The organism is Acidiferrobacteraceae bacterium (assembly GCA_037388825.1).
GTDB lineage: Bacteria > Pseudomonadota > Gammaproteobacteria > Acidiferrobacterales > JAJDNE01 > JARRJV01.
On the sequence record JARRJV010000002.1, the window covers coordinates 13,719 to 26,258 of the forward strand.

Annotated in this window: 9 protein-coding genes; 5 read left to right on the forward strand and 4 right to left on the reverse strand. The window is 59.2% G+C overall.

Annotated features, from left to right (window positions below; translation table 11 throughout):
* The 4 genes from argS to P8X48_00495 all read right to left on the reverse strand — a co-directional run bounded on the left by argS (position 1) and on the right by P8X48_00495 (position 6,840).
* The gene (argS, locus tag P8X48_00480) at positions 1 to 1,761 is read right to left on the reverse strand and encodes an arginine--tRNA ligase (GenBank protein ID MEJ2105787.1); all 1,761 of its coding nucleotides are present in this window, start codon (positions 1,759 to 1,761) and stop codon (positions 1 to 3) included.
* A gap of 139 nt (positions 1,762 to 1,900) precedes the next feature.
* Positions 1,901 to 3,319, reverse strand: a complete 1,419-nt coding sequence (locus P8X48_00485) for a CHASE2 domain-containing protein (protein MEJ2105788.1) — start codon at positions 3,317 to 3,319, stop codon at positions 1,901 to 1,903.
* An 84-nt stretch (positions 3,320 to 3,403) separates the two neighbouring features.
* Positions 3,404 to 4,042, reverse strand: a complete 639-nt coding sequence (locus P8X48_00490) for a hypothetical protein (GenBank protein MEJ2105789.1) — start codon at positions 4,040 to 4,042, stop codon at positions 3,404 to 3,406.
* Positions 4,042 to 6,840, reverse strand: a complete 2,799-nt coding sequence (locus tag P8X48_00495; GenBank protein ID MEJ2105790.1) for a penicillin-binding protein 1A — start codon at positions 6,838 to 6,840, stop codon at positions 4,042 to 4,044. The genes P8X48_00490 and P8X48_00495 overlap by 1 nt, the downstream gene beginning before the upstream one ends.
* A gap of 214 nt (positions 6,841 to 7,054) precedes the next feature.
* On the opposite strand from P8X48_00495, the gene P8X48_00500 reads away from it, so the two are divergent.
* The 5 genes from P8X48_00500 to pilQ are packed head-to-tail and all read left to right on the forward strand — an operon-like array spanning position 7,055 to position 12,490.
* Complete coding sequence (locus P8X48_00500) at positions 7,055 to 8,140, forward strand: pilus assembly protein PilM (GenBank protein ID MEJ2105791.1); 1,086 nt, start codon at positions 7,055 to 7,057, stop codon at positions 8,138 to 8,140.
* On the forward strand, positions 8,140 to 8,763 hold the full coding sequence (locus P8X48_00505) for a PilN domain-containing protein (GenBank protein MEJ2105792.1): 624 nt from the start codon (positions 8,140 to 8,142) through the stop codon (positions 8,761 to 8,763). Before P8X48_00500 ends, P8X48_00505 begins: the two co-directional genes overlap by 1 nt.
* Positions 8,760 to 9,413: a type 4a pilus biogenesis protein PilO gene (locus P8X48_00510; GenBank protein MEJ2105793.1), complete on the forward strand. Its 654-nt coding sequence runs from the start codon at positions 8,760 to 8,762 to the stop codon at positions 9,411 to 9,413. Before P8X48_00505 ends, P8X48_00510 begins: the two co-directional genes overlap by 4 nt.
* A gap of 12 nt (positions 9,414 to 9,425) precedes the next feature.
* A complete protein-coding gene (locus P8X48_00515; GenBank protein MEJ2105794.1) occupies positions 9,426 to 9,959 on the forward strand; it encodes a pilus assembly protein PilP in 534 nt (177 codons plus the stop codon).
* A 17-nt stretch (positions 9,960 to 9,976) separates the two neighbouring features.
* Positions 9,977 to 12,490: a type IV pilus secretin PilQ gene (gene pilQ, locus P8X48_00520; GenBank protein ID MEJ2105795.1), complete on the forward strand. Its 2,514-nt coding sequence runs from the start codon at positions 9,977 to 9,979 to the stop codon at positions 12,488 to 12,490.
* The last annotated feature ends 50 nt before the right edge of the window (positions 12,491 to 12,540 follow it).

Sequence of the window (12,540 nt, forward strand, 5' to 3'; positions counted from 1 at the left end):
CTACATCGCCTCGGGGGCGGAAACGCCCAGCAGGGCCAGGCCATTGGCGATGACCTGCCGTGTTGCGTTGATCAGGTTCAGGCGCGCATTTCGCAGGGATTCATCGTCGGCCAGGAAAGTGTGGGCGTTATAATAGGTATGGAAGCGGTTCGCCAGTTCGCGCAGGAAGTGGGCAAGCTGGTGTGGTTCGTGACGCAAGGCCGATTGCTCCACCAGCTCGGGGTACTGTTGCAGCATGTTCAGCAGTTCGCCCTCGTGATCTTCGGTCAAGCGTGCGAGATTGGCATTTCCGTCGTCCACATCGTGACTCATCCCCTTTTCCTGCATCTGCCGGAATACACTGTGGATCCGCGCGTGGGCGTACTGGATGTAATAGACCGGGTTGTCGTTTGACTGCGACTTTGCGAGGTCCAGATCGAAATCGAGGTGCTGTTCGCTCTTGCGCATCACATAGAAGAAACGTGCGGCGTCGTTGCCCACCTCGTGGCGCAGTTCGCGCAGGGTAACGAATTCGCCGCTACGCGTGGACATTTGCACTTTTTCACCACCCCGGTAGAGAACGGCAAACTGAACCAGCAGGACGTCAAGCCGCGCCGGGTCCTCGTCCATGGCTGCCAGCGCGGCCTTGACCCGCGGTACATAGCCATGATGGTCCGCCCCCCAGATGTCGAGCAGACGGGCGAAGCCGCGATCCAGCTTGTCCATGTGATAGGCGATATCCGCGGCAAAGTAGGTGTGTTGGCCGTTGTCCCGAACAATTACCCGGTCCTTCTCATCGCCAAAATCGGTCGATCGGAACCACAAGGCCCCGTTCTTCTCGTAGGCATGGCCGGACTTGCGCAGGCGTTCGAGCGCACGTTCTACGGCGCCGGATTCCACCAGACTGTGCTCGGAGAACCACTCGTCGTAGGTCACGCCGAATTCCTCGAGATCGCGGCGAATGTCCTCCAGAATGGCATTGAGTCCGGTACGGTGCACGGTTCGGTAGGCGTCCTCTCCGAGCAGGGTCCGCATCCGTGCAACCAGTGCGTCAATGTGTACTTCCTTGTCGCCGCCAGCAGGCGCATCCGCCGGGAGATCCTCGAAAACGTCCCCGATGCCGTGGCGCAGGGTATCGCCTTGTTCCCGGTGCACAGTGGCGGCGATGTCCCATACGTAGTCGCCGCGGTATCCGTTGCTGGGGAATGGCACCTCCTCGCCGCAAAGGTCGAGGTAGCGGAGCCAGACGCTGACAGCGAGGATGTCCATCTGGCGTCCGGCGTCGTTGACATAATATTCCCGGTGCACACTGAATCCCGCCGCCTCCAGCAGGGTGGCAACGGTGGCCCCGTAGGCGGCGCCACGGCCGTGTCCGACGTGCAGCGGACCAGTGGGATTGGCAGAAACGAACTCCACCTGCACGGTCTTGCCTTTCCCGGCCTCACTACGGCCAAAGGCCGTTCCTGCATCCAGGATTTGTGGCACTACGGCAAACACCGCATCGGCGCGCAGGAAGAAATTGATGAATCCGGGACCGGCGATCTCGGTTCGGACAACGTCGTCGGATGAGGGAAGGGCCTTGACGATCGCCTCCGCGAGCGCGCGCGGTTTCAGTTTCGCCTTCTTGGCCAGCACCAGGGCGATATTGCTGGCGAGATCGCCATGTTCCTTTTGTCTCGCCCGGTCGACGATGATCGGCGCATCGATGCTGTCCGGGAGAATACCCCCGGCCTGCAAGCCGAGGATTGCCTGGTGCAAAAGATGCTGGATTTTTTCCTTCACGCGAAATCTTCTGGCGATTGGAGTTGGATGCGGATTCTACCGGTGTGTGGCCGCGCCGAGAAGCCCGACCTAGTCGGATTTGCGTTCTTGTGGCGCGTCGCAGCGCCGGACGTAATAACGACTCACCGGATCGTCCAGGTCATCTGATCTGGCGCTTCTCACCCTCGGTGTGGAAATCGTGCAGCATCGTCGTGGCTACAAACAGGGTCAGAAGCAGAAGCGATGGGTAGGTGACGTTGAGCCAGATGTGGTGGCGGTCGAAAAGGTACAGCGTGACCGCGATCAGGGCGGCGAAGCTGGCCGCCAGCACGGCGGCTCCAACGCGGACCCCCGTACGGGGGAAAACAAAGGAGAGACCCACCCCCAACACCAGAAGGAGCAGAAGATTGACCAGCGTCATCCATCGCGGGCGCTGCATGAAATCGTTGTTGATCAGATTCTGGATGATGGTGGCGCGCACCTCCACTCCCGGGAAGGCAGGGCTGTACGGGGTTACCCGGATATCACCGACGGATACGGCGGTGGATCCGAGCAACACGATCTTTCCCCTCAGTGTGTCGGGAGCAACCTTGTCCTGAAGTACATCGGCCGCCGACAGGGTCGGGAAGGTCTGCTGCGGACCATAGTAATGTACCAGGGCGCGCCCCTCCTCATCGGTCGCGATCTTCAGGGTGCCGATCCGCAGACCGCGGATACCCGCGGCATCAGTGTCCAGAACCAGTTGCCCGTTTCCCAGAAACGCACGCACTGCCTGTACGTCCGCGGAGGGGTAGTAGGTCTTGTGGTAACGCAAGACCAGCGGCGTCCAGCGCAGGGTGCCGTCGGTATCCGGCATCGTGTTGATGTGCCCCGCGTAGAGACCGGCCTTCTGGATGGGCGGGATATTGGCATCCACACCAAAGACTTCGTACGGCAGGCCGATGGCCGCCGGGTTTCCGCTATGACCGTGAACGACCGGCACGGCCGCGCCCCGAAGTTCGTCCTTGACCTGCTGTCGCGTCGCCTCATCTCGGTGACTGGCCTGGGATCTCGAAGTGAGGAATACCATGGAAAGGATGACCTTGCCGCTCTTGCGGATCGCAGCCGCGAGGGCCTCGTCACCGCCGGCAAACCGCTCCAGTTGGCGATACGCAGGAACCGAGGCGACCCGCGGTTGTTCCTTGTGCAGCTGATTTACCAGTCTGGAGAGCCTGGGGTTTTGCGCCTCGGGAAAGAAGATATCCGAGGCGATGATTCTTGCGCCGTCCTGATCGATCCTGCGGATCAACTCCGCAAGGATGTTGCGATTCCACGGCCACCGACCGATCGCGTTCAGACTTTTTTCGTCGATGGTTACGATGGCCACGTCCCGGGCCGCAGCCGGGTCCTTCAGGGAGAGGAGGCGCGTGTCATAGGTCCGGTGTTCGATGGTATCGAGCAGACTGCGGTCGCTGAACATGTCTCCGATGTAGATTGCGACGAAGAGCAGAGTCAGGCCGATCGCCACCCACTGAGAGGACAGGCGACCAATCGAGAATGAAGGAAAAGTCTGTCTGAGTTTTTCTAGTAGCGCGGCCATGCGCGCGGCCTTATCCGGACCGTTATGGAGATCGCTGCGATTCTAGAGACAATTTCGAAGCCTGTCGAAGGCCCACAGCCGGTTCTAGCGTTCGCCGCCGCTTTCCTCCAGCAGGCGCAGCAGCTGTCGATGATCGGCGCGCCGCATCTGGCGACCGTCGATGGGGCTTAGGGGAGGCTCGCGCATGGCTGTCATCGTCAATACGGCCAGTTCCACCTGCACTTCTTCTGCATGGAAGAGAAAACTGGGTGCGTCTACATGACGGGATCCGCTGAACCGGAGCCGACGGGTCTTCTGGTCGTACGGGATGCCCTGTTCATACAGAAAGTCGGCAACCGGTTCGGGTCCGTCGCTGCTCAAGTGCAGCTGAATCGGGCTGAAGGGCGTGATGGTACCGGACAGGACAGCACCGACGGCACGCGGGTTGAATTCGTGCAGGAACTCCATGGTCTGGCATGCGATGGCTCGCCATTTCTGAATGCGCCGGATATAGGCCTCGCGATGAAATACCACCAGGTGCTCGTGCAGGGCCCGTTCAATCTCTTCATTGGTTGGCAGCGATGCGGCTTCGGTCAGCCCCAGGCGGTGGGCTGCCTTGCGTTTGGCGGTCTGGTAGTCACGCACCCCGTCGTCCGCCAACATGCGGGCGGCGTCGGCGGCAATACGAAGGCGCTGGTGGATGGCCGGCCGATGATGCTCTCGATTTCGGCGCGGCCGGGCCATCAGAACAGCCCCTGTAGGTCGTCGCTGGCGGGTTTCGGTGGAGGCGCCGGTGCGGTGCCGTCGGTTGCGGTGGTGGCCGGACCGGGTTGCGTGCCCGCGATGAAGTATTCCTTCACCGGCTTGTGCTCGTCATCTGGCGGTTGGTCCGTCACCGGCGTTTCACCAACAGCGGGATCGATGTCCTCGCTATCGTTGTTGTCCGACGCGCTGTCGTTCGCGGCTGTCTGGGTGGAATTGAAACCGGGCTGGTCGGGGCTGGAAGTCTGGTCGGCGACCGGACCGACATAGTCGCCGGTGACCGGGTCGATCATTTCCTCGACGACATCGTCCGGTTTCACCAACTTGGTTTCCGGCTTTTCTTTCAGGGCCACCCGCATGTAGTCCATCCAGATTGGCAAAGCTGCCCGGGCGCCGGATTCGTGTCGACCCAGAGTAGCGGGCTGATCGAAACCGACCCACGCGGTGGTGACCACGTCGCCGTTGAAGCCGGAGAACCACGCATCGTTGAAATCGTTCGTGGTGCCCGTCTTGCCGGCAAGGTCTTCACGTTTGAGCGCCTTTGCCCGCTGTCCGGTGCCATGCTGAATCACATCCCGGAGTATGGTGGTCATGATAAAGGCATTCTCGGGCGAGATCACCTCCGGTGCGTAGCGCGGCTTGATCTCGATTGTAGGCAGGGGTTCGCCCTCCCGGACCGGCGGGAAAGTAACGACTTCCGGAGCCGGTGCAACACTGGCGGCCGCCGGGAGTGCATCCTGAGGCGTCCGCGCCTTTGCCTGGGTGCCGGTGTTGGCCGGTGCCGCCGGCTCGCCACTGGCGTTGGCCACGGGGGGTGGCGAGTCGAGATAGGGTTTCGGGGTTTCCTTACAGGTCTTGCAGACGACCAGCGGATTGGTCTGTTCCAGTACGTGGCCTTCCGCGTCTTCCACACGGGTAATGAAGTACGGCTTGATGAGATACCCGCCATTGGCAAACACGGAGAATGCGGACACGACTTGCAGCGGCGTGAGCGAGGCATTACCCAGCGCGAGCGAAAGATTTGCCGGCAGCTCCTGTGCGTTGAAACCGAAGCGCGACAAGTAATTCACCGCATACTCGGGACCAATGGCCCGCAACAGGCGCACAGAAACCAGATTCAATGACTTGATCAGGGCGATGCGCAACCGGGTTGGGCCAAAGAACTTGCCGCTGTAGTTCTCTGGCTTCCATTGGGTCTCCAGGTTTGCGTCCTCAATGACGATGGGTGCACCGCTGATCCGGCTTGCCGCCGTGAAGCCCTTGTTCAGGGCGGCCGAATAGATGAATGGTTTGATGTTGGAACCCGGTTGGCGTTGCGCCTGGGTAATACGATTGAACTTGCTCTCGTTGAAGTCAAAACCGCCGCTGAGTGCAAGGATCGCCCCGTCGCTCGGACGCAAGGACACAATGGCGCCGGAAACCTCGGGTACCTGGGACAACAGCCAGTTTCCCTTGGCGTCAGTATCGAGATAGATCACATCACCGACCCGAAGGATGTTTCTCGCCTTCTTCGGCGGAGAGCCCACAAGGTTTCGTGTGCGATAGCGACGGGCCCACGCCATGCCCTTCCAGTCGATGTTCGCGACATAGCCGTCCTGGGTATAGGCGACCGCCTGCTTGTCCCCCACGAGAAGGGTCAGGGCCGGGACCAGGCCGCCCACCTGATGGTAGCCCTTGAGAAGATCGTCGTAGGCATCCTTGTCCGCGTTTCGGGGAAGCGAGACGTGACCGGCCGGGCCGCGATAGCCGTGGCGATGGTCATAGGCGATGATGCCGTCGTGAAGTGCCTGGTTTGCGGCTTTCTGGTTTTCCGCACGAATCGTTGTGTGGATATTGAATCCGCCGGCATAGGATTTCTCCGCATACGCCCGGTACATGTACTGCCGGACCATCTCCGCCACGTACGGTGCCTTCACAGCGTATTCGAAGTCATGTTTGCTCGCCGTGACCGGCGCCTTCAGCGCCTGCTCGAGTTGGGTTTCGTCGATGTATTGCAGCTTGGCCATCCGGTGCAGCACATAGGCCCGGCGCTCGAGTGCCTGGTCGGGGTTGCTCACCGGGTTGTTGCGCGAAGGTGCCTTGGGTAGCCCGGCGAGCATGGCCATTTGCGGCAGGGTAAGCTCATCCAGCGACTTGCCGTAGTAGACCTGGGCCGCGGCCGCGAAGCCATAGGCGCGATGGCCGAGAAAGATCTTGTTGAGGTAGAGCTCGAGAATCTCGTCCTTGCTCAACTGGTATTCAAGCTTGAACGCGAGCAGCATTTCCTTCAGCTTGCGGGTATAGGTTCGTTCCGGGCTCAGGAAGAAATTGCGCGCCACCTGCATCGTGATGGTGCTGGCGCCCTGGCCGCGGCGGCCAGTGATGATATTGGTGATGGCGGCGCGCGCGATTCCCGGAAAATCCACACCCCAGTGGTGGTAGAACTGGTCATCCTCGGCCGCCAGCACCGCGTGGATCAGCTGCTTCGGCACCTCATCGATCGATACCGGTATACGCCGTTCTTCCCCGAATTCGCCCAGAAGGCGCCCTTCCGCGGAATAGATGCGCATGGGTACTTTGAGGTGCTCTTCGGCCAGGTTGCTGACCGGGGGAAGGGTGGGGACCAGCAGCAGGATCACGATCAGGCCGGCAATCGTGCCGGCGCCGGCGAGATAGAGGGAAATCCGCAGAAGGCGCCGCAAAACAGGGTGCTTGGGCGATACCCGGGTTTCGGGGTCGAGCGGGCCGAAGCCGGCGGCTAGCTGCTTGTCCGTCCGCTTGCTACGACTTATCCATCTCATACTCGGCAGGCGCCCAGGGTACTACTCTTGTCGGTGGGGCCGGCGCACGGGGCGGGCCGACCAGGGAGATCAGGCGGCCAAGTATATAGCCAAAACCATTGATCCTTAAAGCGTCCTTGGTTTTTCTGTTTGTCTTCGTCTATATTTGAGTATAGTATTTAATCCAGAGGGACATGTATCTCTCGTAAGGCTATGATTTAGAAGGATAAAAAACGTGCCGAGCCTGGCAGATATATTCAAGAAAAAGCGCCCGCCGCTTATTGGAATCGATATCAGCGCCTCTTCCGTCAAGGTGCTGGAGTTGAGCCGTAGTGGCGAGCACTTCCGCGTGGAGCGCTACGCCGTGGAGCCGCTGCCCCAGAACGCGGTGGTCGAGCATGCGATCACCGAGGTCGAGCAGGTGGCGGATGCGGTGCGTCGGGCGGTCAAGCGCAGCGGTACCAAGACCCGCAATGCGGCCGTGGCCGTGGCCGGCGCCCATGTGATTACCAAGACCCTGAAGGTTCCGTCGGAGCTTTCCGAGGTTGAACTCCAGGGTCAGATCGAAATGGAAGCGGATCATTATATTCCGTACCCCCTGGACGAGGTGAATCTCGATTGGCAGGTTCTGGACATCCCGCAGTCCCCGTCGGAAGAGGGTGCGGAGGAAGAGGCGGTTCTCCTCGCCGCCTGCCGCAAGGAAATCGTGGACGACTACGTAGCCGTGATCGAGAGCTCGGGGCTGAAGGCCTCCGTGGTGGATATCGAAACCTATGCCATGGAGAACGCCTACGGGCTGATTTCCCAGCACATGCCAGGAGCCGGGATGGAAAAGGCCGTTGCCGTGATGGATATCGGATCGACCACGACCAACATCAACGTGATGCACAACAACCGCTCAATCTATACGCGCGACCATACCTTTGGCGGTCGGCAGTTGACGGAAGAGATCCAGCGCCGCTACGGACTTTCCTACGAAGAGGCGGGCCTGGCCAAGAAACAGGGTGGCTTGCCGGATAACTACCAGACCGATGTACTGCGGCCGTTCATGGAGGCCCTGTGTCAGGAAGTGATGCGGGCGCTACAGTTCTTCTATTCCTCCAGTACCTTCAACAGTGTCGATCAGGTTCTGTTGGCCGGCGGATGTGCGCAGATTCCCGGAGTCGAAGAACTGGTCAGTGCACGCACCGGAATTCCGACCATGGTGGCGAATCCTTTCACCAGCATGTCGCTTGCGTCCCGTGTCAAACCCCAGGTTCTCAGTAATGACGCGCCGTCCCTGATGATTACCTGTGGCCTGGCCATGCGGAGTTTTGACTGATGACGACCCGCGTCAATCTGTTGCCCTGGCGCGATATGCGTCGAAAGGAGCAGGACCGCCAGCTCCTGAGTATCGGCATCTTTGCGTGGCTGTTGATGGGCCTGGTTGTCTTTTACGGCCACCATCAGGTTACGACGCTGATCGAGGGGCAGCAGGCACGGAACAAGTACCTCCACACCCAAATCGCGGACCTGGACAAGGTTATTGCCAAGATCAAGGACATCAAAAAGCAGCGTTCGGCCCTCGTAAATCGTATGGGCGTCATCTACAAGTTGCAGTCCGATCGTACCCGCATGGTGCACATCATGGATGCGCTCGCTCGCACGCTGCCGGAAGGTGTCTATTACAAATCGATGAAGCAGAGCGGCAACAACCTCATTCTCACGGGAGGCGCGCAATCGAATGCCCGCATTGCCGCCCTTCTTCGTAATTTCGAGGGATCCCAGTGGTTCGCGAACCCGAACCTGAAGGTGGTCAATGTCGTACACAAGGGCAGTTCGCGCATCAGCAATTTCAATCTGACAGTCACCCAGTTGAGCGAGGCAAAGGACCAAACCAAGAAGAAGGAAGAGGAAAAGAAGGAGCAGAAAAAGAAACCGGCAAAGAAGGGTAAGCGCTCGTGAAGATCGATCTCAACCAGAAATGGGCGGAACTTCAGGCCGTAGATTGGAACGATTTTTCGGCATGGCCGTTTTTTATCAAGGTCACGGGGGTCTTCCTGATCTGCGTGGCAATCCTGATCGGTGGCTTCTACTTCATCATCAGTGGCGAGCTTGATGACTACGCCCGGGCGCAAAAACAGGAAGAGTCTCTCAAGAGCACTTTCATGAACAAGAAGGCCCTGGCGATCAATCTGCCGGCGTATCAGAAGCAGATGGAGATCATGAACCAGACTTTCGGCAGTTTGCTGAGGCAGCTGCCCAATTCTACCGAGGTCCCGTCGCTGCTCGTGGATATCACCCAGGCGGGGCTCGGACGGGGGCTAACCTTCAGCCTGTTCAAACCAGGCAATGAATCGAAGAAGGGCTTCTACGCCGAGTTGCCCATCAATATCAAGGTTTCCGGCACCTATCATGAGTTGGCCGGATTCGTAAGCGATGTGGCTGCGTTGCCCCGGATTGTGACGATTACAAACGTGCAAATCGGGCACAAGGGCAAGACCGGCTCGACCCTGAACATGACCGCGCAGGCGCATACCTACCGGTATCTTCGTCCCGGTGAGGCACCACCGGCCAAGAAGAAGCGGGGCAGGAGAGGTCGCCGTCGGCGGTAGGGCGAGATGATTATGAAGAAGCAACTTACGCCAATAATGATGCTGTTCCTGCTCGCTGCCTGTAGCAGCGGGAACACGGACGACCTGCAGCGCTTCGTCAAGGATGCCTACAAGGATCAAAAACCTCGAATCGAGTCCATGCCCGAGGTGAAGGTGCAGGAAAAATTTGCGTATTCGGCAAGCAGCCTTCCGGATCCCTTCTCCACAGCAAATCTGTCCGGGGGCGCATCCAACGTTGCCCTGGACAACAGCAATGACAACGGACCGCGACCGGACCCGACGCGTGTCAAGGAGCCTCTGGAGGACTACTCACTGGCTTCCCTGGCCATGGTGGGGACGCTGAAACGCAAGAACACCATGTACGGAATCATCAAGGTTACCGTCGGCGACGGGGATGTATACAAGGTGAAGGTGGGAGACCACATGGGGCGCAATTTCGGAATGATTACGAAAATCAGCAACGACCAGATTACCCTGGTCGAACTTGTGAAAAGCGCCCTCGGGGGATGGGTGGAGAAGGAAACTTCTCTGCAACTTAAAGAATAAGACCAGGGGTCAGGCCTATGACCACAATACTTGAAAAATGGAATACCGGGGGCCGGCGGCTTGCTGTCGCGCTGATGTCATCGATCTTGCTGGGCGGCTTTGCGTCAACCGCGCTTGCTGGCCAGGTGAGTGAGCTGGCGTGGAAGAACAAGACCGACGAACCGGTACTGGACATCAAGGTATCGACCAGGCCATCGTCATACGACGTGAAGTCGTTTGATGGCGGTCGCCGTCTGCGCCTGACCCTGAAGGACACCACCGTCGCCTCGAACGTGCTCGACCTGAAGGGCGTGGGTATCGTCAAGGGCGTCTATCCCTACCTTGCCGGTGACGGGGTTTCGTCGAATATCGATTTCCTGTTGAACGAACCGGGCAAGCTGAGCGTCGATCCGGGCCGGCACAGGTTCCGGGTTTCCATCAATCGTGGAGCGTCGGCGAGCGCCGAAGCCGCTACGTCCGCGAATGCAGGACAAAATGCGATCACCAATGTGCTCTACGCCAAGCTTCCCGGCAACCGCGTTCAGATCACGCTGAAGATGGCGCAGACCCCTTCGGAGCCTCATACCTTTACGATCAGCAATCCGGCGCGAATCTCCCTGGATTTCCCCAACACGGTGCCGCACCTGGCAAAGAAAAGTATACCGGTGAAGATTGGTGCCGTGGATTCCGTGAATGTTGTCAGTGCGGGCGACCGCTCACGCGTCGTGCTGAGCCTGTATCAGTCCGTTCCCTACAAGGCTGAAATTCAAGCGAACTCCTATGTGTTGACCGTCAACAGCCCAAGCATTGCGGCCGGAGCCGTGGAACCGGGCGCTACGCATTTCGCCGGGACCCAGATCAAGACCAAGTACACGGTCAAGAGCATCAACTTCCGCCGCGACACCAACGGCGGCGCAAAGATCATGGTCAAGTTGTCAGATCCTTCCGCCGGAATCGATATTCACCAACAGGCCGGAGACATTATCGTAGATCTGCTCAACACATCCGCTCCGGAACGTCTGCAGAAACGTCTGGACGTGACGGACTTCGCCACACCGGTGCAATACATCGACACCTTCAGCCAGGGCCACAATACCCGGATCGTCATTACCCCTCATGGTCCCTACGAGCATCTGGCGTACCAGGCGGGCGATGTCTTTACCGTGAATGTGAAGCCTGTCGCAAAGCCCGAAGCCAAGAAGAGCAAGGCAGAGGGCGGAACCGAGTACACCGGCGAGAAGCTCTCCTTGAACTTCCAGAAGATCGCAGTGCGCGATGCACTGCAGGTTCTGGCAGATTTCACCGGTCTGAACTTCATCATCAGTGATGCGGTTACCGGAAGCATCACCCTGAGACTGAAGAACGTTCCGTGGGACCAGGCGCTGGACATTATTCTCCAGAGCAAGAATCTGGGAATGAAGAAGAGGGGAAACGTGGTCGTGATCGCGCCGGCCAAGGAACTGGCGGCACAGGAAAAGGCTGAGCTGGAGGCGAAGAAATCAACTCGCGAGCTCGAGCCCCTGGTATCGGAACTGATCCGCATCAACTATGCCAAGGCCTCGGACATTGCCGCGTTGCTGAAATCTGTGAAGGCGGTCGCGAGCAACGTCGGTACGACCAGTCCGTTCCAGACCGTCAGCTACGCCGGCGAGCAGAAGACCATTTCGAACTCGTTGTTGTCCAAGCGCGGTCAGGTAACGGTCGATAACCGCACCAATTCCATTCTCATTCAGGATACGCCCAGCAAGATTCGCGAGGTGCGTGCCCTGATCGCCAAGCTGGACCAGCCGGTCGAGCAGGTGATGATCGAAGCGCGGCTGGTGGAGGCGACTTCCACGTTTGCCCGTTCCCTCGGTGCGCGGTTCGGTGTCACGAATACCAATACGGGACCGACTTCCACCACCAGCGTAACCGGCAGCCTGGAGGGCAATATTGATATCCTCAACGGCACTCCGCTGAACGCCAACACAGACGGTTTGAACGTGAATCTTCCCTCTACCGGTATAGGAACCACTCCTCCAGGGCAGATCGCTTACACTCTGGCTACGGCGGGTGGCGAATTGCTGCAGCTGGAACTGAGCGCCCTGGAGCAGGAAGGTCGAGGAAAGATCATTTCCAGCCCGCGCATCATCACGGGCAATCAGGAGAAGGCCACGATTGAGCAGGGCCAGGAGCGGGAATTCTCGCTTGGCGCTGGTGTGTCCAAGGTGCAGAGTGCATCGCTCAAGCTCGAAGTGACCCCCCAGATCACGCCAGATCGACGCGTGATCCTGGATGTGTTTGTTACCAAGGACAGCTTCGACCCGTCTTCCACGGGCCTGGTCAACAAGAAACGCGTCACGACCAACGTCCTGCTGGACAATGGCGAGACCGTGGCCATTGGCGGTATCTACGAACAGGACAAGAGCGAACAGACCACGCAGATTCCGGTTCTGGGGCACTTGCCCATGATCGGCTGGATGTTCAAGAACCGGGAGCGCCGGGACAACAAAACCGAGCTGCTCATCTTCCTGACACCACGCATCCTTTCGGATAAGGTCAGTCTTCGCTGACGATGAACCGCCGGGCGCCCCGGGGCGCCCGGCGGTTTCTTGATTTATCA